Here is a 25,331-nt window from a genome sequence, read left to right as displayed (position 1 = left end):
GCATTTTGATTAACATCTCCGGTAATATTGCCTCCAGCAGTTTGATTGTTATTAGTATCTCCCTCTTCTGCTGTTTGATTAAAATTCTCTATATTCTGGTCTCCTCCAGAATTAATCTCACTATTGACATCTCCCTCTCCTGCATTTTGATTAATTTCTTCTGTGGTAATATCATCTGTTGCTATGAGTGTTAAATTTCCAATTGTACCATCAGAGCTGATTTCTATATCAAAAGTTCTAATTGAGCCATCTGTAGCTGCGACGTTAATTTCTCCAGCGCTAGTTGTACCGATGGAACTCAAATCTCCTGTGCCTACTTCTGATCCGTTTATGACAATACTGCCACTGCTTCCTCCTGGTGCTTGTGTAGTAACGTTTCCTGTATTGACTGTTGCTGTGCGACTTTGAATTCTCAGGTCTCCACTTTCTGTCATGCCGAAGGATGACACATCTGCTAATGTTACACTTTCTGGAGCATTAACTTCTACATTTCCTCCTCTTCCTTGATTTGAGAATGAGTCAATATCCCCAGTCGAATTAATCTCACCTATTTCACTTTCTACTCTAATATCGCCTCCCTGTTCCATTCCTTCTGAACGAATACCGCTAATATCAATACTTCCTGGGGATGTTACCGTGACATCTCCTGCTATTCCTTCTGTGGAAAATGTGTTTAATTCTCCTGCTGCATCTATACTGTTTTCACTGCGACTGTTGATGGTAATATTGCCTCCTTTTTGTGTTCCCTGAGAAAAAATTGTGTCTGTATGGATATGCCCTGCTGCTGTGAGATTTACATTTCCTGCTGTTCCTTTTTCTGAGAATGTTTCTATTTGTTGGGTGGCGGTAATTTCTCCCTGTTGACTGATGATTTCAACGTTTCCGCCTCTGGTGGGTTTGCTTTCGTTGAGGGCGCTTGCTTGTAATGTACCTGTGGTAATATTTCCTCTGGCGTTGAGAGTTATATTTCCGGTGCCGTCTGGGGAACGTGAGTTTATGGTTCCTCCTGTGGTATCTATGTTGCTGTTGTTACTTTTGAGGGTGATGTTTCCTGCTGTTCCTTGGGTTGCTGTTCCTTGGGGTTGGGGGATGAGGGTGAAGTTGTTGTTATTGTTAAATTCTTGTCTTTGTCTGACAAAACCAGATGCTAAGTCTAGGGGACCTGTTTCTATTGCGCCTTCGGCAATAATATCAATTTTTCCTGTGTCGCCTTCGTCTGCACCAGAAAATATTCTAGCAGTCGTAGTGTTAATATTGTTTCCTGCTTCGAGAATAATATCTCCTCCTTTTCCTGCTCCCCCGCTCCCCTGCTCTTCTGGTGGTTCGGATGCGGAGATAATATTACTATTTTCTTTGAGGTTGATGTCGCTTCCTGCTTGGAGGGTGATTTTTCCTCCGTCTCCGTCGGCGAAGGAGTACAGATTGTTAGTGGTAATATTTCCTTGGGGTGCCTCTAGGTTAACATCGCCTGCGTTGCCTCCTCCTGAATAGTTGGCTAGGAAGTCTCCGTTGCTGGTGTCTATGTTTCCGGTTTCTGAGGTTATGGTTATTTCACCGCCTTGTTTTTGTCCGTGGGAACTTATGGTATTGGTTGTTATATTGTTTTCTGCTTGGAGGGTGACATCTCCGGCGTTGCCTCGGTTAGAAAATGATTGGATGGGTTGGGTGGCGTTGATTTCTCCTTGTTCGCTGGTAATACTAATGTTGCCACCGTCGGCGGTTTGGGTTTGACTGCTGGCTTCGGAGGTAATAATTCCTGTGGTTATGTTGTTTTCGGCTTCGATACTAATTTCTCCTGCATTTCCACTGTTGGTGCTTCGGGCGGATATGGTGCTGTTGGAGGCGTTCATTTCTCCTGTGTTGATGTTGATAGTGCCTCCATCTCCTGTGTCTTTGGTTTCTGTTAGTATTTGACCTTCTAGTTGGAATGTTTGGCTAGGGTTAATGTTGATGGTGCCTCCTTTTCCGCTGTCGGATGTGGATGCTGATATGGTTGTGTTTTCGGCTATTGTGAGGTTTTTGGTTTCGATGTTGATGGTACCTGCGCTGCCACTGCCTTCTGTTTCAACTGTTATTCTACCTTCTCCTGAAATATTTATTTTTTCTGGAGCTTTGATATCAATGTTGCCTCCGTTTCCTGTCGATGATGTGGAGGCGGAGATGAAGCCGTCGTTGCTGAATTTTATTTCTATATCTGTGTCGTTTTTGTAGGGAGAAAGGGCAACTTTACCGGCGTTGGCGTCGGCTTCAGTTTCGGCGAATATTCCGAGTCGCCCTGTAATGTCGAGTTGGTTGGCGTTGATGGTGATGTTGCCTCCGTCTTCGGTGCTGGTGGCTCCGATGTTGACTGTTGCGCTAATTTGGGCGTTTTCACCGATGCTGAGTTGGGGGGTAGCGATTTCTATGTTTCCGGCTTTTCCAGCACTATTGGTTTCTACTGATAGTTGGCTGTCTGCTCCTAGGTTAAGTGCTTCTGTGGCTCTGATGGTGATGTTACCTCCGTCCCCGGTTTTTTCGGTGAAGGCTAGTATTTTGGTATTGGGTTGGAGGTTGATATTTTCGCCTTCTAGGTTGATAGTTCCAGCGTTGCCTGCGCCTGATGTGAAGGCTGTTATGTCTATGCCATCGGACAGTGTGACGTTGGGGCTGATAATGTCAATTTGGCCAGCGTTGCCTGCTCCGCTGCTGCGGACTGTTATTTGTCCATTGCCTTGAATGTTGAGGGTTTCTGGGGCAAAGAGGATGATGTTGCCTCCTTTTCCACTGCTTTCGCTGAAGGCTGAGATTTGGGCGTTTTCGGTGAGGGTTAATTGAGTGTCTGTGGTAATACTGATATTGCCTGCGTCTCCATTACCAAGGGTACTGGCAGATATGTCAGCACCATTTTTCACTTCCAGAAACCTTGTGGTAATAGTGACACCTCCTGCATTCCCTTCTGCTCCTTCTTGTACACTGCTAAATGCTCCACTGGAAATTAAAATTTTTGATTCTCCTGTATCAAAAACTACAGTATCAGTAAAGACAACAGTATCAGTAGCATGAATATCGACACTGCCTGCATTCCCTTTAGCAAAGGTACTGGCATTTATTTGAGCACCATTTTTCACTTCCAGAGACCGGGTGGTAATAATTACATTTCCCCCATTCCCTTCTCCTCCTGATGTCACAGGGCTAAATGCTCCAGAGCCTTTTGGTTTTTCACCATCAAAGACGACACCATCAAAGACGACAGTATCAGTGGCATGAATTTCCACATTGCCTGCATCCCCTTTTCCTGCAGTACGGGCAAATATTTCAGCACCATTAATAACTTCCAGAGACCCGGTGGTAATAGTTACATTTCCCCCATTCCCTTCTGCTCCTGGTCCCACTTGGCTCTCGACTCCAGATCCATCAAAGACGACAGTATTAGTAGCATTAATCTCCACATTGCCTGCATTTCCCTTGCTAAAGGTACCGGCAGACATAAAAGCACCATTAATAACTTCCAGAGACCCAGTGGTAATAGTTACATTTCCCCCATCCCCTTCTGCTTCTCGTCCTACTACTTGGTTACCGACAAAAGCTCTATCAAAGACGACAGTATCAATAGCATGAATTTTCACACTTCCTGCATTTCCCTTGCCTTGGGTACTGGCCAATATTTGAGCACCATTTTTTGCTTCCAGAGACCCGGTGGTAATACTTATCTCCCCCCCATTCCCTTCTGCTCCTTCTTGCACTGAGCTAAATGCTCCACTCGGAATTTCTGAGTTTCCTCCATCAAAAAAGACGACAGTATCAGTAGCATGAATATCTACACTTCCTGCATCCCCTATACCAAAGGTACTAGCATCTATAAAAGCACCGTTAGTAACTTCCAGAGACGCGGTAGTAATACTTATATCCCCCCCAGTACCTTTGCCCTTCATCTCGGCAGATATTTCAGCACCATTAATAACTTTCACAGAGTCGGCGGTAATAGTTACATTTCCCCCATTCCCTTCTGCTTCTGCTCCCACTTGGCTACCGACTTCAGCTCCATCAAAGACGACAGTATCAGTAGCATTAATCTCCACACTTCCTGCATTCCCTTTGCTAAAGGTAGCGGCATCTATAATAGCACCATTAATAACTTCCAGAGACCCGGTGGTAATAGTGACCCCACCCGCATTCCCTTCTGCTCCTTCTTCGACTGAGCTAAATGCTCCAGTCAAATCTTCTGAGTATCCACCATCAAAGACGATAGTATCAGCAGCATGAATTTCCACAGTTCCTGCATTCCCTTTGCCAAAGGTAGCGGCATCTATAATGGCACCATCAATAACTTCCAGAGAGTTAGTGGTAATAGTTACATCCCCCCCATTCCCTTCTGCTGTTGATCCTACTATTGAAAATCCCCCACCTTGTAAGTCATCTACAGATTCTATAGATTCTATATCATCAAATGAAATATTTTCTGGGGATACTCCATCAAATAATAAAGTACCCTCTACAGTAATATCAACACTCCCTGCATCCCCTTTGGCAAAGGTACTGGCCGATATCGCAGCACCGTTAATAACAGAAAGGTTTTGAACAGCGATATTAATATCGCCTCCTGTTTCACCATCAGCAACAACATCAGTAAAAATGTCTTCCGTAACAGTCACATCTCCTTCACTCTCAAGAATAATATCACCCCCATTCCTAGTCGAAATACCATTCACATCCTCACTCACACCACCAATATTCACATTCCCTACATCAAAAAATACCCCTCCACTACCAGAAACCGCCTCTAAATTTTCCACATTCAACTGCAAAGGTGCATCAGTTAAACCTATTCCTCCACTGCCAGAAGTTTGAAATAAAACACTACCCGCATTTATCAAAGAATTCTCAGAAACTCTAGCAATATTCCCGCCATTAGCATTAACTAAAACTTCTCCTGTTGTGGTTAAGTTTGCCAGATTTATATCACCTACCTCTCCCAAATTTCCTAACTCAATATTAATAGTTCCACTTCCAGTATTTAAGGTCGTTCCATCTAATTGATTTATTGATGCTGCCCCTTCACTCCGGTTAGCAATATTCATCTCATCATTATTACCAAACAAATCAATATTTCCATTCCCAACTGATGTGTCAATATCCGCATTTATATTAATACTTTGACCTGCTTTGAATTCCACAAATCCAGGACTTTCTATTAAATTATTAATTGTTATATCGTTATTAGCTAAAACAATAAAATTACTTTCTGAATCTTGAGTTGATAAATCTATATTTCCCGAAACAAATACATTTCCTGGTGTATCGGCAATTATTGTATTATCTGTTAATTCAATTTCACCATTACTATTAACAATAATAGATGTAGCGTTGTTTTCTGCTCCACCTGTCAATAATCCTGGTAAAGATAGAGTGTCTAAATTAGAAATATCTTCTATTCTGGAATCTACTTCTAAACTTAATAAATGTCCTGGTTGAGATATTCTCAAGACACTACCACCTTCTACTGCTGCAATGTTAATATTTCCATTTGTTGTAGAGAGTTCCCCAGTATTAATAACTGTTCCACCTAATAAAGTGAGATTTTCTCCAGAGTGTAAATTTCCTTCATTAACTATAGCTCCCGGATTTGAGACGTTAAATCTATAGCCACTGGGGTTTCCGACTAAGTTTGAGTAGTCGTTTGTCCCCATAACTTTAAACCAGTAATTGTTGTTGTCAAAACCAATACCTGTAGCAGTCGTAACGCTGAATGAAGCAGGTATATTGAGGGTGGCATTTTGGCCAAACATTATGCCTGCGGGGTTCATCAAGAAAAGATTGGAGTTACCCCCGATAACTTGAATAAGACCATTAATATAAGAGGCATTTCCTCCTGTGACTCTACCGAGAATGTTGCTAGTGTCTGGGGTGGTAAGGAAATTCGCGGTTTGGTTGGTGGGGACGTTAAATTTGTCAAAACTGTGGAATAGGTTAGCCCCATTACGAGTGCCACCTTCGATATTAAATTGATTGCCGTTTTGATTGACTGTTGTGTTAGTACCGTCGTTTGCTGGAGTTATAGGTTGAGAGTTAGCGGGAGTTGCGGCTAATGTGCCTAAAATTATAGTCAGAGCTGTTATACTCGAAGATTCTAATATATTAGTTTTCATAATAAACTTCTGCAGTTGTAGTATTTATGGCGATAAAAACAAAAAATTTAGTATTCTTTAAATAAGATTTACAGCGCTTTTCAGTTGATTAGACCACTAAACTCATTGTTAGGAGTCAGGATGTAGGGACGTTGCATAACAAAAATGCGAACGTCCGTACGGAGTTAGGGGTTAGTATCATTGTGGTTTATTCATATGAAAACCGCCGTAAGCTATTTTTTCAAAAATGTTTAACTAGCTGAGTGCTGAATCCTGGTTCAATTTTAGGAGGGGTTTAAATCTCCTTCTAAAAATATGAATGATCAACCCTAAACACTTTAAAAAAAAGCTTTTAAGGCAACCCAAATAGGAGGGATTAAAATCCCATTTTAAAAAGCTAAATGCTTAACCCTGAACACTTAAAAAAAAAGTTTTTAAGGCAACCCAAAAACTGAATTTTTACCCTAAATCATTCGTGAGAATATGATTTTTTTTTCATAGCTTGAAGTATATCACAACTCGAATAAGATTGTTATATCATGTCCGGATGAACAGTTATAAATAATTAGGGAGGAGTCAGGAGGGAAAAGAGGAGGAAAAAAGAATAGATCGGGATGAGGAGGAGAAAGTTTTTTTTATAACTAATTAAGCGGACATAATATTAGACTAGATTCCAAGTATATGAAACAGGACTTACGCATGAGATACGAAAAAGTAGGATTTGAGATTGCTATCCGTTCCGGACTGCTCCGCAAACTCTTTCGGTGGCAATGACGAAAATTACTTTGTACTGCGTAAGTCCTATTAATTATGGTTTGCTGATTAAATATAAAAGCTTTTCAAGATCAAGCTTTCAGCCTTTTTAGATACCCTTAAAAGTGCCAGCTTTTAGGTCTATTAAGTTCAAAAATTTAGGATTTTAGGCACTCCGGAAGGCCGAAAAATTAAGGGATAATTTTTCCAACGACCTTCTTACGAACTCCCTCCAACTCTTGACTCTTAACTACTCCCTGCCTTCACCATTAGACTTTTTGAGCTATGATATTTGGTAGTCCTGCATGGTAATGGTTAAGTTATATAATTTTTAATTTCTCCCGCACTCCCCATCCCCCCATCTCCCCATCTCCCGCACTCCCCATCTCCCGCACTCCCCATCCCCCCATCTCCCCATCTCCCCATCTCCCCACACTCTCTCTACCATTACTATGCACCACCACCTGATATTTTTGAGGTTTATTTTCCCTCTATTTCAAGAAGTATCTAAATTCCTGAAAAATCTTTTTTCTTTTCTACTAATAAAGCTTTAGCTCTTGCCTGCATTTTGCCATGATATACCACCCCTTCATAAGCGTAACGATTATAACCACTATTAACAATTAATTCTTCTAAATAACTTACTCTTTCTGCTGTCTCTGGATGAGTAGATAACCAAGCAAGAATACCAAGATCTTCTTTGCCTTCATTGAGAGTAACCATAAGATTTCTTAGCCCATCGGCAGCATAACCGGCTGATACTAAAATTTTTGTTCCTAATACATCTGCTTGACGTTCCATTTTGCGACTATAGTTGAGCACAATTAAATTACTAGCTGCACCTCCCGCATAAGGAACATATTGCACTATGCTAGTAACTAAACTACCTTCAGACATTAACTTAAATCCATGGGATAATACAGTATGGGCTAGTTCGTGAGCAACTAAACCTGCTAATTCTGCTTCAGAATTAGTTTTAACTATTGCTCCCAAATTTATAAATATTTGCCCTCCCGGTAAAGCAAAAGCATTGAGGTTTTCATCATTGACTATATAAAAATTATATTCAAACTCATTTCTACCTGTCATTTCCGCAAGTTTTTTGCCCATATCATTGACATATTTGAGAATTTCTTTATCCTCAATCATAGGTAAACTTTTTCTAGCAGAATTGGCTATATTTTTACCAATTCTTGCTTCTCCTCGGAGCATCATTGATGTTGTTTGAACTGCATTCATAGCTGCCAATGGATTGCCAGTAATAGCTACCCCTAATGCTCCAGTCACAATATTAGCAATTGCATTTCTTCTTAATCTTGATTTGAGCTGAGACTGAAATTTTTTCCTGTAGGTTTCTGCTAATTGATTAAATTCATTAACTTGGGAATGTTCGGGATTCATTAAAGCAAATTGTTGGGCAAATAAAGTGGCTTCTAACCATTGTTTGTCATCTGCTAGGGCGGCAATTGTGGCTTTAACTAATTCTGGTTCGTTGGGATATAAAGCTACTGCTTGATTTAATACTTCTAAAGCTAATTCTATTTCTTGATAATTTTTAAATGCTTCTGCAAGTTGAATATGACCTGGAATAAATTGGGGATATTCTTTGACTAATAGTTCTAAAGATACGAATATTTGAGTTTTTATATTTCTGGCTAAACCTTTTTGTACTTGTTCCCAATATTTTTGAGCTTTTACAGGTAATTCTGTCAGTTCGTAAATTGGTTGAGGGCGATCGACTTGTGTTTCAATATCTTCAGAAAATGGTTCTTTTACTTCTCGATAAAGTTTTTCGGCTGCTGCTTTTTCTCCTGCTAAATAAAGTCGGTCTGCTGCGGCTAATTTTTCCTTTGGTGTTTGAGGTTGGGAGTTAGTAGGAAATATTTTTTCTGACTGAGAATTTTTAGGTTGTTTTTCTAGAGTAGTTATTATACTTTCGCTGGCTAAATTTTGAACAAGCAAATAAGAATCTATATATGTTTGGTTTCCTTCCTCAACCCAACCTAAATGAGTCGATTTTTTATTGGATGATAGAGTATTTATTTCTGCTAAAGCAATATTTTGCAGGGCAAATAAACTAAGTATAATTGTCAGATAATTTAGCAAAATTTTCATAATTTTACAGGATTTTTGATCTATATTAATGTGGTTTAATCTTATATTACTTGATATAAATTATAACTTCTGACTTCTGAATTCTGAATTCTGACTTCTTCAAGGCCGGGCTTGTTTATTGAAAACATTCTTAACTGTTTCTAACAAGACTTCTTCATCACAAGGTTTTGCCAGATAACCACAATAGTTAAATTCTTGCTGCTCTTTTTTATGCTTATTTCTCATCGTAGCACGATTACTCATAACAGCTATTGGCATATCTTTTAACCGAGAATCATTCCTGATTTTTGTAGTTAGTTCATAGCCATTCATATTAGGCATTTCTATATCCAAGAAAATCATGTCAACTTGTAGATTATTTTGCAGTTTATTCCAAGCTTCTAACCCATCTCTAGCTATTTCCACCTGATAGCCAGCATTTGTAAAAGTTGTACTCAAAACTTGACGCACAATAATAGAATCATCAACAATTAGAATCACATAAGGTTTTAACCATTGGCGATCGCTAACCTCATTTCCATCAACAATTGCCTCCTCGAATGCTCCTACCGAAAATTTTGCCCCCGCTAAATTAGCACCCCTCAAATCAGTTTCAGTAAAGTTTCCTCTCTCACAGTTAGCATTCTGGAGATTAGCCCCCCTGAGATTAGCACCTTGAAAATTTAAACCCTGCAAACCTAAACCACTCAGCACAGAGTTAGAAAAATTATTCTCTCCCGCCTCTAGTCTTTCCCGAATTCGCTGTCGCCATAGCTTCTTAAAAATACCCCTCGCAGACAACTTACTGATTAAATAAGTTAACTTGTTATCACACTCTATACCGTGAAGATTACCTTCAGCATCATACCAGTTTAGCCAAGGTAACAACCCCTCTGGAGAATTTAGGGTGAAATTAACTTCACTCTCCCGATAGGCATCACCAGTTTGAGAATAACCACGCCCCACACAACTGATGAAATTATCCTCTACCGTTGTCATGTCTTCATTTTGAGTACATAGCGTGAGCCAAATTCTTTCCTGCACACTAAAACCAAAACGCCCTCGAGAATATACTACCCAGAGTAAGTCAATTGTTTGGAAATCTAGTAAAGGCAATTTGTGAATAAACTTTCCATTCAGGCAACCGGGAAGATAACCATAAAATGAAGAAGTGGGAAACTCCTGCTGATGAATACTCCCAAGCATTTTTTGGTAATGCTGTAGCAAGTGAGTAAGTTCCTGAAATCTCTCAGATTGAATACTTTTGTCTATTGTCTTCAAAATCTCTCTGATTTCCCGAACACCTTGGTGTACTTCTTCCCTCAAAGCAATTTCACAAAATAGGCGGAAAGTTTCTCTGTCTGCTTTTTGCCATTGAGATGTTGCTAGTAAATCTTGCAATTTTCTGTAGTTAACTCCTAATGCGGAGTGCAATTCTAAATCGGTAACAATTTTTTTCTCTGGCTCAAATATCACATCTTTTGGACGTTGCCATATTTTTTGAAGAATTTGCGCGATCGTCTCCCCGACTATTTCTGATGAAATATTTTCTTGCCCTAATTGTTGCCACAACTCAGATGGTATATAGTAAGGACGAGACATTTGTTGATAAAGTTCCTTGGCAAAACCTCCTGTCACTCCCACTGGGATTACCATCGCCCCCGCTTCTATTGCAACTTCTGCTTCTTGTTTTGCTCCTGGGCCTCCTTCTATGAGCATATATACTGATGCCATGTGAGCTAAAATTTCTCGACGCTCAAATAAAGTTTTGCCTCCATACAGATTTGTACCATATTCCCAGGGTTCAAATCCTTCTGGCTGAATGTGGTAAACTGAGGCAGGTTGATTTTGCTGGCTACATTCTTGCCAAAAACTATAGGATACTGCTTCTGGTATACCAGTAACTCCACCTGTTAATAGAGCTAAATTTTCTCCTAAAGTAGCAAGTTTTCTGCCAGTAGCATTACATATTGCCTCAGTATTCATGCCCCAAAATGAGGTACTGCCAATAATTGCAACTCGATGCTCAGATGAAATTTTAGCAACTAACTGTTTAGCTATTTGTGCTTCAGGTTTTTCTGAGGAAGCGGGGGAAGTGATAAAATTTGGTAGGTTGATCTGATATTGTTCGTAATCATCTAGTTCGCAACAGACAAAAATTATTCTCCACGGGAGAGAGTTATTTTGCAAAAATGTCAAAGCTTCTGTTAGAGCTATTTTGGCACCCCAATCTTTGGGAAATCCACGCATTCCTGTACTAATACAGGGAAAGGCGAGACTATGAATTTGGTTTTCTGCTGCTAAACGGAGACAGTTGCGGTAACATTTGGCTAGCTGTTTGCTGGATATCTGGCTATTAGTTTTATCCCAAACCGGGGCGCAAGTATGAATTATGTATGAGGCGGGAAGTTGATAACCGTTGGTAATTTTGGCTTGGCTAGTTTCAAGCCATTCTATTTGTCTGGTGGCGTATCTGAGTCCTTCTCCTGCTGCTTGATGAATTTTGCTACATAACCCGTAGCTGCGCAGATTATTGTCAGTAGGATTGACTATCGCCTCGACTTGTTGATAGATAATATCACCTTGAGTGATGGTAAAACGTTCGCCCCATCGTGGATTTTCCCTAGAAATCTGCCAATTTTGCTCTGGTTTATTCATGGTTTATTTTAAATAGGTATAATAATTATACACAATTTCCCTGACATTTGCTCAATATAAATGGCTCTTAGAAGCAGATTTAATCAAAAGTAAATCTGTAATGTAGTTTGTCATTAATTTTTTAGGTTAGACTAAGTATTATTATTTATATTTTTCTAAATCAAGGTGGTGTTTAACTATGACTTCTTTTGAGGAAATGGCTGATTACGACAAAGCTATTAAACTTAATCCTAATGATGCTCGTGCTTACTACAATCGGGGTATTGCTTACTATAACCAAGGGAAGTATGAGCAGGCACTGGCTGATTACGATAAAGCTATTGAACTTAATCCCCAAGATGCTGCTGTATATAATGATCAGGGTGTTATTTACTATATTCAGGGAAAGTATCAACAGGCAATTGCTAATTATAACCAAGCCATTCTACTTAATCCCCATGACTCTGATTTCCACAACAACCGGGGCGTTGTCTACGAAATTCAAGGAAAGTATCAAAAGGCGATAGCTACTTTCAACAAAGCAATTTCAATTAATCCCAAAGGTGCTAATGCCTATACAAATCGGGGTAATGTCTACTCTCACCAAGGAGAACATAAAAAAGCACTAGCTGATTACAACCAAGCCATTCTACTTGAACCCAATTTAACCCAAGTTTACAATAACCGGGGTAGTATCTACAATAGCCAAGGAGACTATAAAAAAGCACTGGCTGATTACAACCAAGTTATTGAACTTAATCCCAACGATCCTGTAGCCTACTATAACCGGGGTAATATTTACTCTAACCAAAGAAAGCATCAAAAGGCGATCGCCGACTATAACCAAGCCATTAAACTCAATCCTAATTATGCTGAAGCTTACTATAATCGGGGTAATAGTTACTCGGAGCAAAAAAAATATAAACAGGCGATCGCCGACTATAACCAAGCCATTAAACTAAACTCTAACTACCTTGATGCTTACTATAACAGGGGTTTTATCTACGATATGCAAAAAAAATATAAACAGGCGATCGCTGATTTTAGCCGAGTAATCGAAATCAATCCCACTTATGCAAAAGCTTACCATATTAGGAGTTTAGCATATTTTGAGCAAGGAAAATATAAACAGGCGATCGCTGATTTGACTCAAGTAATTGAAATTAATCCCCAGGATGCTGATGCTTACAATAATAGGGGTGCGGTTTACCAGGAACAAGGGAATACAAAACAAGCTATTAAAGATTTGGAAAAAGCTGTTAAGTTATATAAGAAACAAGGAAATCAAGAGTTATATCAACAAGCTCTAGATGACCTCAGAGAGTTAAAGATAAATTAGAGTATTCGTGGGTGGGTTTCGTTTTTACGACTACCAAAATTTGAGTATTCACATTACAAAATCAATTGATAAGGAGATTGAGGGATGGGGAGATTTGTAGATTTGTACAATTTTTTGTATTTCATATAAGATACAATTTTTTTCTCTTTCCTATTCCCTATTCCCTATGCCCTTAACTTAAATAACTTTGTACAATTTTGATAATTCTTTCCGAGGCATAACCATCACCGAAAGGATTAATTGCCATTGCCATTTTTTTATACTTACTAATATCACTTAATAATTCTCCTGTAGCAGCCACAATATTACTCGTATTAGTACCAACAAGTTTAGCAGTTCCTGCCATTATTGCTTCTGGTCTTTCCGTTGTTTCTCGTAATACTAATACAGGCTTACCTAGACTCGGAGCTTCTTCTTGTAACCCCCCAGAATCAGTTAAGATTAAATAACAATTTTGAATAGCTCCTACTAACTCACTATAATCAAAAGGTTCCTGTAAAAATATTCTTGAATGACTGCCTAAAATTGCTGTTAAAGGTTCCCTAACTGTAGGATTTTTATGCAAAGGTAAAACCAAAGCAGTATCAGGAAACTTATCTAAAATTTGCAGAAATCCTTGAGCAATTTTTTCTAAAGGTTTTCCCCAATTTTCCCGCCGATGAACTGTTGCTAATATGACCCGATATTTGACCCAATCTAAACCATTAATATGACATTGAGGTTGAGATTCTGCTACCTTTAGCAAGGCATCAATTACCGTATTTCCTGTTTGATGAACTTCCCCCACTACTCCAGATTTTTGTAAATTTTCCATAGCTAAAGTTGTAGGAGCAAAATGCAGTTGAGCTATTTGAGAAATTAAACGGCGGTTTGCCTCTTCGGGATAAGGATTAAACAAATCATTCGTCCGTAAACCTGCTTCCACATGACCAACAGGAATTTTTTGATAAAATGCAGCTAGGGCAGCAGCAAAAGCGGTGCTAGTATCTCCTTGGACTAATACTAATTGGGGCTGTAACTGTAGAAACAATTCTTCTAATCCTTGCAAACTTCGGCAGATAATGTCTGTCAATGTTTGCCTAGTTTGCATAATTGCTAAATCCTGGTTGGGGTTAATATCAAATAATTTCATTACTTGGGCAACCATTTCCCTATGTTGACCAGTTAAAATTACTAGGGTATTAAAATCAGGAGAATTTTGAAAAAGTTGGATAACTGGTGCTAGTTTAATAGCTTCGGGGCGAGTTCCTAAGGTAATTGCTACTTGAATAGGACTATTGAGCATTTCAATTTAATTTGATATGTTTTTTTCAGACAATAATCATAATTATATAACATTTACATTTGTGATATAAACATATCATTAAATACTTAAGACAACAGACAATAGGAAATAGTGGGAGGTCTTATATGTTAGGGTTATTTCAATCTACTATAGGTGTAAGTGTATTTGTTCCTCATGGAAGTTATTATCTACTACAGTCAGGGTTAATCTTATTTCATCTCACATCAGATTTATTTATAGCACTAACCTATTGTTTTATCGCACTAATACTTATTTACTGTCTGATTAGACGACCAAATATGCCGTTCAATCTAACTTTTTGGATGTTGGCAGTTTTGATAATTTTTAGTGGTATCTCTCAGACTCAAGAACTTTGGACACTAGGGCATCATTATTATTGGCTATTAGGATTAGTTAAGGGTATCACAGTCATAGTTTCTATATTAACATTAATATTTCTTGTTCGTTTAGCTCGGAAATTTCTAGCAATACCTAATCTTATCGAACTAGAAGCAACTAATCAGGCACTACAAAAACAAATTAGAGAACGTATTTTAGCTGAAGAAAAAATTTGTCTTCTAAATGCAAATTTGGAAGTTAGGGTACAACAAAGAACTACTGAGTTAAGAGAGTTAAATCAAAAGCTAGAAAATGAAATATCTGAACGGATAGCATTTTATGAAGCTCTAAAAAAATCAGAGGCTCGTTTAGCAAGTATTTTAGATATGGCTGAAGATGCAATTATCTCAGTGGATCAAAATAGAATTATTCAACTTTTTAACCAAGGGGCAGAAAAAATATTTGGTTATCAAAGTCATCAGGTTGTGGGGCAGTCATTTAGTCAGTTAGTTGTTTGGCAGGAGTCAAAATTCAACAACTCTGTAGAGGGAAAAAATCATAAGACAAAACATAAACTTGCTGTAATTATTGGGAGGCGAAAAGATGGTACAGAATTTCCAGCAGAGGCATCAATTTCACAAATAGAATTAAAAGATGAAACTGTGTTTACAATGATTTTGCGCGATATTAGCGAACGCAAACAAGCAGAGCAAAAATTAGCTACTCAAGCCCTAGCAGCAGCAGCAGTAGCAAAATTAAGTCAATGCGCTCTTGAAAGTATATCGATACCGAAACTCATGTCAGAAGCAGTTTCCTTGGTATGTCAGACTTTACAACTCGACTATTGTCAGATTTTGCAGCCATCAGATACTCAAACTTGGCAAATTAAAGCCAGTGTCAGTAACCCCCAAACTTTAATGACTCTACCAGTAGTTAGTAAAGGGTTTGACTCTTTAATTACGTATACTTTAGCTGCTCACAAACCAGTTGTAATTGAAGACTTTAGCACTAAAATTACTGAGTTTCCAGGTTTGAAACCATTGTTAGATCAAGGTATTGTGAGCGCTAGCAGTTTAATTATTCCAGGGAACCATCAACCTACAGGAATATTAGCCACTTATACCAGAAAAAAACATACTTTCACTCAAGATGATGTTCACTTTTTACAAGCAGTAACAAATGTTCTCGCTAGTGCCATTGAACAAAATTTAACTCACTTAGCTCTACAAAAACAATTACAACGTAGTCTTCTGTTGGGAAAAATTACTCAAGAGATTCGCCAAAGCTTAGATACACAAAGGATATTTGATACTACTGCACAACAAATAGGTCAAGCCTTTCTAGTCAACCGTTGTGTAATTCATTCCTATCAAACAGGGCCAGTGCCAAAACTACCATTAGTAGCAGAATATTTAGAAACTGGATATGAATCAATTATGAATTTAGAGTCTCCAATAATTGACAACCCTCATATAGAGCAACTGTTAGCACAGGATCGAGCGATCGCTTCAGACAATATTTATACAGATCCCCTAGTACAAACCAAAGTTTCTGCATCAAGTTGTCTTCGCAGAGAATTAAAATCTATGTTAGTAGTTCGTACTTCATATCAAGATAAACCAAATGGAATTATTTGTTTGCATCAATGCGATCGCTATCGTAGTTGGAAAAAAGATGAAATTGAACTCTTAGAAGCTGTTGCTCAACAAGTAGGAATTGCTCTTGCCCATGCTCATTTATTAGAGCAAGAAACTCGCCAACATCAACAGCTTGTTACACAAAATATTGCTCTTCAAGAAGCAAGACAAGCAGCAGAAGTAGCGAATAAAGCGAAGAGTCAATTCTTGGCTACTATGAGCCATGAAATACGGACTCCAATGAATGGAATAATTGGTATGAATTCTTTATTAATTGATACTAATTTGAATTCAGAACAAGAAGAGTATGTCAATGATATCCATACTAGTAGCATTGCACTTCTAAGAATTATTAATGATATTCTTGACTTCTCTAAAATTGAGTCTAATAAATTGGATTTTGAGGAAAGACCTTTTAATTTAAGATTATGTCTGGAAGAGTGTATTGATTTACTTGCTATTCAAGCAGTTAACAAGAAAATTGAATTAGCTTATTTTATTGAAGATAATACACCAAACATAATCTTAGGGGATGAAACAAGATTACGTCAAATTTTAGTTAATTTAATTACTAATGCTGTTAAATTTACAGCCAAAGGGGAAGTTTTAGTTAATGTTTCAGCTCAACAAATACCATGGTCAGAAAATATTATTAATTCTCCAAATTCAGAAGTCTTAAAAATTCCCGAATATAGCAGCGATTCTCAACAGAATATAGCAAATAATTTGTATGAAATAAAATTTGCTGTAAAAGATACTGGAATTGGGATTCCTCGAGACAAAATGCACAAATTATTTCAACCATTCAGTCAAGTAGATAGTTCCACAACTAGACAATATGGAGGAACAGGATTAGGATTAGTTATCAGTAAACGTTTATGTGAGATGATGGGTGGTAAAATGTGGGTTGAAAGTCAAGAAGGAATAGGGTCTACATTCCATTTTACCCTAACAGCAAAAGTTAATAAAAATATGACTATTCAATTTAATCCTATCAGTAACTTAGCTGATAAACGATTATTAATTGTAGACGATCATCCTTCTTGTTTAAAAATTTTAACTCACCAACTTAACCAATGGGGAATTTTATCTCATACTGCAACATCAGGTATTGCAGCAATAAATATGCTCAAAAATGGAACTGCTGACCAACATCAAAATTTTGATCTAATAATCATTGGTATGGAAATGTCAGAAATGAATGGAGTCGCAATTGCTATTGCTATTAGAGAAATACCTAAGTATAAATATCTGCCATTAGTTATGTTAACTCCTATTGGTAAATCCCCTACAAAAAATCAGCTCCAAAAACTAAATTTAGCAGCCTTACTAAATAAACCAATTAAACAATTGCAACTGTACAATATATTGGATAAAATATTCTAATAATTTACCATTTAAATAGTAGTCATTCGTTAGTATTAGAGACATTTTTTGACATCTACAAGGCGAATTTGAACGCTTCTCTTGTTGATAGCTGAAAGCTAATAGATTGTTAACTAATAGTATTTTTTAATTAAAATTTTTATGAATACCCAAAAATCGCAGAATAATTCCTCTGTAATAATGATAGTAGATGACGAACAACCTATACGTTATCTGCTGCGTAAAGCATTAGAATCAGAAGGATATCAAATAATAGAAGCAAAAAGTGGCAAAGAATGCTTAGAAAAATGTAGTCTTAAGATACCAGATTTAATTTTAATAGATGCAATAATGCCAGAAATTGATGGCTTTACTTGTTGTGTTAAATTACAAGAGCTTTTTAGTCAGAATTTATCAAATAAATTTTTTCCAGATAATAACCTAGATACTAATCCTTTACTTTATCAGACTCCATTATTAATAATTACTTCTCTTGAAGACAAAGAATCTGTTGATCTAGCCTTCGCTGTTGGTGCGATGGATTATATTACTAAACCAATTAAAGTACCTGTTTTACGTCAGCGAGTCCGTCGAATTTTGCAAATTAATCAACTTGCAAAAGAATTAAAAGAGCAAACAGAAACTGCCAGATTTATGACATTTCTTCAAGAACGGATACGTCAATCATTAAACCTCAATGATATTCTCAAAACTACAGTAGATGAAATCCGAAAATTTCTCAAAACGGACAGGGTACTGATATATAAATTTAAGCTAGATGGAACCGGAGAAGTAGTTATGGAATCTGTTACTTCTAGTCAAGAATCTGTTGTAGAAAGTATGAAGGAATTGAGTGACAATGCACAAGATAAATCTGCTAATCAAGAACATATACCTATAGCAGATTTAATTCCATATCATGTTAAATTTCTGACTCAGTTTCAAGTAAAAGCTAATTTAGTAGTACCAATATCAAAGATTAATACAGAACAAACATCTAATGAAAATTTTGATTATACTCAAGAACAATTGTGGGGATTATTAATTGTCCACCACTGTTCAAAACCAAGAAAATGGCAATCCTCAGAAATTGAATTTCTTGAAGGTTTAGCTGGACAGTTAGCGATCGCTATACAACAGTCAGAACTATATCAAAAATTAGTAACTGCGAATCAAAAGTTAGTTGAACTTGCTAACTTTGATAGTTTAACTAAGATTGCTAACCGTCGTATGTTTGAGGAATATATGGACAGGGAGTGGCGACGAATGGCAAGGGAAAAAGCACCAATAGCTTTGATTCTATGTGATGTTGACTATTTCAAGCGCTACAATGATACTTATGGTCATCCAGCAGGAGATAGGTGTCTGCAAGCAGTTGCTAATGTGATTAAAGCAGAAGTTAAGCGACCAGCAGATTTAGTAGCACGTTACGGCGGGGAAGAATTTGTAGTTGTCTTACCTCAAACAGATAGTACAGGAGGATTTCATGTAGCAGAATTAATTCGTAAGCGACTTTTAGATTTAAAGTTAGTTAATGCTGGTTCTCAAATATCAAAATTTGTTAGCATGAGTTTAGGTGTAGCAAGCACTATTCCTTTACTAGACTCTTCCTGGGGAAAATTGATTAAAATAGCAGATGAAGCTCTCTATCAAGCAAAAGCAGAAGGAAGGGATCGAACAATTCTTCAAACTTTTTGAGAAGAAGGAAGAAGGAAGAAGGAAGAAGGAAGAAGGAAGAAGGTCAATAATGATAGAGATAGCTGTTATATTATATCTATGGCAATCCTATTGTATTTGTGTATAAAAATCTTACCACTTTTAGGCAACAGCCAACAGCCAACAGCCAACAGACGGGAGTTTCAGTTTTTTTATCTACTTTTTGATTTGTCACAACCTATTTAGGATTGGTATATAATAACTAAAATTTATGGTTTATCGGTATATTTTATTTAATAAACCCTATAATGTCTTGAGTCAGTTTACTCACAATCGTGATAGTAACCATCAACATCATACTCTAAAAGAGTATATTTCAGTTGATTCAGTTTATCCAGTTGGCAGATTAGACCAAGATAGTGAAGGTCTTTTACTATTAACAAACCACGGACAACTTCAACATCGACTAACCGATCCTAAATTTGCTCATCCTCGTACTTATTGGGTACAAGTAGAACGAATACCAGATACAAAAGCATTGAAGCAACTACAGGAAGGTGTAACGATCAAAAATTATCAAACACGACCCGCAAAAGTTAAATTGTTATCTGCAGAACCCTCTCTACCACCCCGCAACCCACCAATTCGATTTCGCAAAACTGTACCCACTGCATGGTTACAAATCACCCTCACAGAGGGTCGTAACCGTCAAGTGCGAAGGATGACAGCAGCAGTAGGTTTTCCCACACTGCGGTTAGTTAGAATAGCGATCGCTCATCTTCGTCTTGGGGAACTAAAGCCTGGTGAGTGGCGATACCTAAATTCAACTGAAATTGAATATCTCAAGCAGATATAGGGAAGTCAGGAGTCATTTCAGTTATCAGTACTCCTAGCTGTTTGCGCACCATTCCGTAGGAAAGCTTCGGAAATGTGGGATAGAATATTCTATTTTCTCTTAAAATAAAAACGAAAAATCCAGCTTTTCACGAATACTTTACTTAAGTAAATAAAGCATTTTTAGAATAGTGGGATAAGTTCAAGTATCTCTGATTAAGATGCACCTTTTTGTAACATTACTTTTTTCAAACTTGGAATTCATAGTTGAAGTTTTATAGCGCTACGCAAATACTTTAGGACATTACTTCTGTTCCCTATTCCCTATTCCCTTTTTCCCACAAATTGACTCTTGCTTCAATTTGGCTTGATGCTCACAACGAAAACCATCATTACACCATTGTGTCATATTGACCTGTGATAGTTTTACCACATCCGTACATTTTGGTTCTATTACCTGACTTTCCACCGCCCATATCAAACCACGAATAACATCTAAACCTGTCTTGAGGTGAGATTCTTGATTTCCTGGTCTACCTATTTCCTTAACAATATCAGTTTCAACCCAGATTCCATGAGAACCTAGAATAATTTGTGCCAACCACTTTGCTCTGGGTAAATGACTAGGAGATGTGACTAATTTAATATGTCGCGCTCCCCATTTTTCCAAAATTGGCATAGCAAAAAAGAAGTTACCAAAAGTAGATTTAGCGCAATGTTCTAACCAAACCTGTTCTACAGGAGCATTTACCCGTTGAAATAATCCCACAATACAAGGATCTTTAGAACCAGCAGAAATTAATATAGGTATCTGAGGATATTGTTTAGCCACTTGAGCAATATAAATTTCCCGTTTAATACTACCACCCAAAACCAAGTAAGCATCAACAGGAGCTTTTGCTGCTGAGTTTAGCAAAATAGTATTTCCCACAAACCACACTAACACACCAGAAACTATGGGCAAAAATATCAACAGTAGTATTTTTCTAATTTTCTTGTTTCTACGAATGGTGGGATGTTCTGGCATATAAATTATCTTGTTATCTTGTGTTATGTCATGTCGAGCAAATTAACTTTTTTGGAATGTTACATATAACCTCCGTGTATAAATTGGGAGTCAGTAAGGGTTTCTTCTCAAAACCCATTGCTGATATTACAGTCAACTAAAGTAATTTATAGCGGTTTTCACAAAGGTAGACTACAAAATTTCTTCCTTCTTCCTTCTTCCTTTAAACCCAAATCTCTGTACTCTATATTAATGAAAACTGCTATAATATTAACCGTTTTTGTTAGGCATATACTATCGAATATCATGTTAGTCCCTATTCTTTAGTTAAGTTGCTCATAGAGAATCAGGATCTATACCCAAATCCCGTAACTTAGCAGCTAATTTTTCGGCTCTTTGCTTTTCCTGTTCAGCTCGTTGTTTTTCCTGTTCGGCTTGTTCGCTGCTCCACAACAACAAATTTCCTGACTTATCCCACCATCTCAGCCAGTTAATATTTTGCCCTAGTCTTTCTCCTGGCCATATTCCCAAAAATAACTCTAATTCTGGTATCCAAAAATACCCTTTTTCGTTAGCTGACTCTAATTTATACCTTCCATCCTGCAGCCTACGGACTTCTATACTTAATTCATAAGGGTCGTAAGTTACATAAGTAGGTACTTTGAGAATTTGCTCATAAAAATAAAGTTTCCCATAAGGTGGAGTGGAACGTACTGATAGTTCGCCATATTCTGTTTCCGAAAGGAATTCCATAACTACAGCTATGGGTTTCCCTTCTAGATTAGGAGTGTAACTACAACGAATAACTCCTTCTTCCACAGGTTGCACTTGAGGGACATAAAACCAATCAGGAGCTTTGACTACTATTTTTTTGTTGACTGTAGCTACTAATCCGAAATTGGAACCAATTAAGATTTGCGGTTGAATGAATTTTGCCGCACCTAAAGCATCAGTAAGTGCTGCTGCTAAGACAGGTTGCTGAATATTTTCCACTGGGTCATCTGGTAAGATATAATCTGCTGGTAGTCCTGTCCAAGTTACGCTTGGTTCTGATTTGGTTGCTGGGGTAGCTGGTATTTGTAGAACCATTTTCAGTTTCTATTTTAGTGTTTAGGGTGAACTTTATATATATTCTATATATTTAATAATTATCAAAATAATTGGGTCTAAAAGCCTGCCTTTTAATACCAATTCCATAAAATATTACTATAGTAGCTTTGTTCTTAGGAGTCAGGAGTCAGGAGGTAAGAATTTATAATATTTATTTTTTCTGAGAGTAAAAATGTTTAATTTTTGACTAAAAACTGTCTGATAACCATAATAAATTGTTTTTTATCCCAACAACTCTAATTTGATTTTTGCCTCTACATCGGCAGGAAATTTAATAACAGTTTTTTCATCATTTTACTATAACTATCTAGGCATGAATTTATTATAAGGCTATATGTTTTTGGAGGGTCGATCTAATTCCTAGTGACAAAAACAACTTTTGACTCCTGACTTCGTTCAAAGGTCTGATAACTATAAAAATTAATGATAAGAATTATTTGGCATCAAAATTAGCTCTTGGTAAGTATTTAAAGATTATGTAACTATCAATAATCTGACTAAATCTCGATTAAAGTTGCTTAATGAAAGAGTAAAAATGTCGTCAATAAATCAAATTTTACATCACAAAAAAGACTCAATCTCTAAACATTTATTAAAGGATGATTTGCCGATATTTCAGATTGATTAGGCAAATTATAACTACCCGAATTTGATATCCGATTACTGATTTTTCTTCTTTGCTTCACCATTATTCCGCAAAAATTCCCCAACAATAGCAACTGCTCCTGAACCTATAATTAAAATTACACTGAGAGCATTAATATCTGGTTTTACCCCTGTACGAATCCGACTAAAAATTTCCATTGGCAATGTTGTTGCTCCACTCCCAGAAGTAAAACTAGCAATTAAAAAATCATCCATACTTAGTACAAAAGCTAGCAGACAACCAGACAAAATTCCTGGTATTAATTGGGGTAATAATACTTGAATAAAAGCTTCTACTGGCGTTGCTCCTAAATCAAGAGCCGCTTCCTCTAAATTGGGGTCTAAATCTGCTAATCTTGTAGAGACAACTAAGCCTACATAAGCCAAACAAAAAACAATATGAGCTGCAATAATTGTCCATAAACTTAATCGAATTGCCAATGCAGCTAAAAATACTAAAGTAGCCACAGCGATCGCTATATCAGGAATAATTAATGGTAGATAAGAAATACCCAGATATAAGGACTTACCACGAAACTTATATTTTGCCAAACCTACTGCCATTAAAGTACCAATAACTGCTGAAACAGCCACAGCAAAAAAAGCTACAGTTAAACTATTTTGGAGAGCAGCTAAAATCCTAGTATCCTGAAAAAGTTTGACATACCATTGTAGAGTAAAACCTTCCCATCCAGCACTGTATTTAGATTTATTGAAGCTATAAAAAGTCAATACAAAAATTGGCAAGTACATAAACAGGAACATTAAAATTGTCAATATTACCTGCCAAGAAAGTTGAGGTTTTATCTGAGATTTAGACATATCTATTGGGATATTATCTTCTTGAGTTGTTACTGTATTTGTCATCTTTAACTTGTTCGTTAATCTTGATTTTTTGTTCAAAATAGGGAGTAGGGAGTAGCATTTTTGATTTCTAACTTTTGAATTTATGGTGATAGTTAATATGAAAAAAACTATATATCAATTCCCACAGTTATGAAGCGTAATTACAATCCCCCTAAATCCCTTTTTGTAAGGGGGACTTTTTGTTGGCTCCCTCCTTACAAAGGGGCTATGCTTTATTCACATAAGATCGAATTCCTGACAGGAGAGGGGGAAGAGGGGGAAGAGAAGACAAATCTGCCATTTCTCATATCTAGGACAGAGGTTACTAAAAGTGAATAAGGCAAGTTCACCATTTGCGAACTCTGACTAGCTACTTAAACCATCTCCCCAAACTCCCCAAACTCCCCACCCTGGAATGCTTATAAGACTTATGGGTAAGGGATAGTATAAAGGGGGAGGATATAAAACTGTACCTCATAGATTAAATAACTGCTATATTACTTTTGACTTTTGACTTTTGACTTCTAACTTTTGACTTTACTTGGATGGTCTACCATCACCATATTTTAGTAAAAGAGCGATCGCTATACTCACCCCAAAAATCAAAACCATACTCAAAGATGAACCAAAACCCCAATTTTGAGTAGCTCCTAAAAACTGGTTATAAATTAATCGAGCAGCGGTCATACTCGAAGCACCACCTAATAATTCTGGGTCAACAAAATCTCCTAAAGAACTAATAAAAACTAACAAAGAACCTGCAGCAATACCAGGTAAACTTTGAGGAACTGTTACTTTCCAAAAAGTTTGTATAGGAGTAGCACCTAGATCGGATGATGCTTCTAATAATCTACGATCTAATTTTTCTAAAGAAGCATAAAGAACTGTCACAATATAAGGTAAATAACTATAACTCATGCCAATCAAAACTGCCGGAGTTCTATTCAATAATTCCAAAGGTGGTAATCCGATAATTCCAATAATTGAGTTTAATACACCAGTAGGGCGTAAAATTGTAATCCAAGCATAAGAACGTAACAAAGATGAAGTCCAAAGTGGCAGAATAAAACCCAATAAAAGTAGATTTCGCCACTGTTTCGGTGACATCAAAGCAATCCAATAAGCTACAGGAAACCCTAACAATAAACATAAAATTGTTGTACCTATAGCAAAATATATTGAACGCCAAATTACCTTTAAATTCAAGGGGTCAAATACTCGTAAATAGTTACCTATACCGTCAGGAATTACTAAATCTCCTGGTCGAATATTTTCTACTAAACTCAGCTCAAAAATTACTAAAGTTGGCAATACTAATAGAAACAGTAACCATAAACCTGCTGGACCTAGTAAAACTACAGGACCCAAAAGTTTAGAAAATATTTGACTTATACCATGTTTTGACTGAGAATTAGGGAAAGCTGGAGCAGATGGTTTAGTAGGTGTATTCATATCAGTTATCAGTTATCAGTTATCAGTTATCAGCTTAAATCAAAACTAATGACTGTATAATGATTTTAATTTTATCAATGTCCTAAACACTTTTTTGTAGTGCTATAAAAGTTTAAAAATTGATCGAGTAATATTCGGTTCTATATTTTCAGGAACCAGGAAATTTATTAACTTTTACTGAAAATTCAATGAATTAAAAAAGTTAGTAGAAAAATTCCATAAATAAACT

Annotated in this window: 13 protein-coding genes; 4 read left to right on the top strand and 9 right to left on the bottom strand. The window is 37.0% G+C overall.

The features are described 5' to 3' along the window. The 4 genes from ACP6PL_RS13310 to ACP6PL_RS13295 form a co-directional block, all read right to left on the bottom strand. Positions 1-6,125 (bottom strand): two-partner secretion domain-containing protein (locus ACP6PL_RS13310; protein WP_426545742.1); only part of this gene is annotated, 6,125 nt, incomplete at its 3' end. A 1,052-nt stretch (positions 6,126-7,177) separates the two neighbouring features. After that, positions 7,178-7,318, bottom strand: a complete 141-nt coding sequence (locus ACP6PL_RS13305) for a hypothetical protein (protein WP_426545741.1) — start codon at positions 7,316-7,318, stop codon at positions 7,178-7,180. Positions 7,319-7,364: 46 nt separating this feature from the next. Continuing rightward, positions 7,365-8,972 carry a M48 family metallopeptidase gene (locus tag ACP6PL_RS13300; RefSeq protein WP_426545740.1) on the bottom strand — a complete coding sequence of 536 codons (1,608 nt, stop codon included), beginning with the start codon at positions 8,970-8,972 and terminating at the stop codon, positions 7,365-7,367. Positions 8,973-9,071: 99 nt separating this feature from the next. Beyond that, positions 9,072-11,609, bottom strand: coding sequence for a macro domain-containing protein (locus tag ACP6PL_RS13295; RefSeq protein WP_426545739.1), 2,538 nt, complete (start codon positions 11,607-11,609; stop codon positions 9,072-9,074). Between the two features lie 178 nt (positions 11,610-11,787). Here ACP6PL_RS13295 and ACP6PL_RS13290 point away from each other — a divergent pair, with 178 nt between their 5' ends. Beyond that, positions 11,788-12,927, top strand: coding sequence for a tetratricopeptide repeat protein (locus ACP6PL_RS13290; protein WP_426545738.1), 1,140 nt, complete (start codon positions 11,788-11,790; stop codon positions 12,925-12,927). Positions 12,928-13,099: 172 nt separating this feature from the next. Here the strand turns inward: ACP6PL_RS13290 and wecB are convergent, their stop codons facing one another. After that, positions 13,100-14,212: a non-hydrolyzing UDP-N-acetylglucosamine 2-epimerase gene (gene wecB, locus ACP6PL_RS13285; protein ID WP_426545737.1), complete on the bottom strand. Its 1,113-nt coding sequence runs from the start codon at positions 14,210-14,212 to the stop codon at positions 13,100-13,102. Between the two features lie 125 nt (positions 14,213-14,337). On the opposite strand from wecB, the gene ACP6PL_RS13280 reads away from it, so the two are divergent. The 3 genes from ACP6PL_RS13280 (at position 14,338) to ACP6PL_RS13270 (ending at position 20,065) form a co-directional block, all read left to right on the top strand. Next, positions 14,338-17,574, top strand: coding sequence for an ATP-binding protein (locus ACP6PL_RS13280; RefSeq protein ID WP_426545736.1), 3,237 nt, complete (start codon positions 14,338-14,340; stop codon positions 17,572-17,574). 141 nt (positions 17,575-17,715) lie between these two features. Continuing rightward, positions 17,716-19,251 carry a GGDEF domain-containing response regulator gene (locus tag ACP6PL_RS13275; RefSeq protein WP_426545735.1) on the top strand — a complete coding sequence of 512 codons (1,536 nt, stop codon included), beginning with the start codon at positions 17,716-17,718 and terminating at the stop codon, positions 19,249-19,251. A 229-nt stretch (positions 19,252-19,480) separates the two neighbouring features. Next, complete coding sequence (locus ACP6PL_RS13270) at positions 19,481-20,065, top strand: pseudouridine synthase (RefSeq protein ID WP_426545734.1); 585 nt, start codon at positions 19,481-19,483, stop codon at positions 20,063-20,065. Between the two features lie 282 nt (positions 20,066-20,347). On the opposite strand, the gene ACP6PL_RS13265 is transcribed toward ACP6PL_RS13270, so the two are convergent. The 4 genes from ACP6PL_RS13265 to ACP6PL_RS13250 form a co-directional block, all read right to left on the bottom strand. Then, the gene (locus ACP6PL_RS13265) at positions 20,348-21,070 is read right to left on the bottom strand and encodes a YdcF family protein (protein ID WP_426545733.1); all 723 of its coding nucleotides are present in this window, start codon (positions 21,068-21,070) and stop codon (positions 20,348-20,350) included. Positions 21,071-21,385: 315 nt separating this feature from the next. Next, on the bottom strand, positions 21,386-22,138 hold the full coding sequence (locus ACP6PL_RS13260) for a Uma2 family endonuclease (RefSeq protein WP_426545732.1): 753 nt from the start codon (positions 22,136-22,138) through the stop codon (positions 21,386-21,388). Between the two features lie 681 nt (positions 22,139-22,819). Further along, positions 22,820-23,671: an ABC transporter permease gene (locus tag ACP6PL_RS13255; protein ID WP_426545731.1), complete on the bottom strand. Its 852-nt coding sequence runs from the start codon at positions 23,669-23,671 to the stop codon at positions 22,820-22,822. Positions 23,672-24,187: 516 nt separating this feature from the next. Continuing rightward, on the bottom strand, positions 24,188-25,102 hold the full coding sequence (locus tag ACP6PL_RS13250; RefSeq protein ID WP_426545730.1) for an ABC transporter permease: 915 nt from the start codon (positions 25,100-25,102) through the stop codon (positions 24,188-24,190). Positions 25,103-25,331 lie beyond the last annotated feature (229 nt).

The sequence above is a fragment of the Dapis purpurea BLCC-M126 genome, from assembly GCF_050015975.1.
Taxonomy (GTDB): Bacteria; Cyanobacteriota; Cyanobacteriia; order Cyanobacteriales; family Microcoleaceae; genus Trichodesmium.
Note: the sequence above shows the minus strand (reverse complement) of the source record. Positions and strands in the feature narration are given on the sequence as shown.

Coding starts and splice junctions, on each gene's coding strand:
- ACP6PL_RS13280 (WP_426545736.1), top strand. CDS start 14,338: ATGTTAGGGTTATTTCAATCTACTATAGGTGTAAGTGTATTTGTTCCT.
- ACP6PL_RS13250 (WP_426545730.1), bottom strand. CDS start 25,102: ATGAATACACCTACTAAACCATCTGCTCCAGCTTTCCCTAATTCTCAG.
- ACP6PL_RS13300 (WP_426545740.1), bottom strand. CDS start 8,972: ATGAAAATTTTGCTAAATTATCTGACAATTATACTTAGTTTATTTGCC.
- ACP6PL_RS13265 (WP_426545733.1), bottom strand. CDS start 21,070: ATGCCAGAACATCCCACCATTCGTAGAAACAAGAAAATTAGAAAAATA.
- ACP6PL_RS13295 (WP_426545739.1), bottom strand. CDS start 11,609: ATGAATAAACCAGAGCAAAATTGGCAGATTTCTAGGGAAAATCCACGA.
- ACP6PL_RS13270 (WP_426545734.1), top strand. CDS start 19,481: ATGGTTTATCGGTATATTTTATTTAATAAACCCTATAATGTCTTGAGT.
- ACP6PL_RS13260 (WP_426545732.1), bottom strand. CDS start 22,138: ATGGTTCTACAAATACCAGCTACCCCAGCAACCAAATCAGAACCAAGC.
- wecB (WP_426545737.1), bottom strand. CDS start 14,212: ATGCTCAATAGTCCTATTCAAGTAGCAATTACCTTAGGAACTCGCCCC.
- ACP6PL_RS13275 (WP_426545735.1), top strand. CDS start 17,716: ATGAATACCCAAAAATCGCAGAATAATTCCTCTGTAATAATGATAGTA.
- ACP6PL_RS13290 (WP_426545738.1), top strand. CDS start 11,788: ATGACTTCTTTTGAGGAAATGGCTGATTACGACAAAGCTATTAAACTT.
- ACP6PL_RS13255 (WP_426545731.1), bottom strand. CDS start 23,671: ATGACAAATACAGTAACAACTCAAGAAGATAATATCCCAATAGATATG.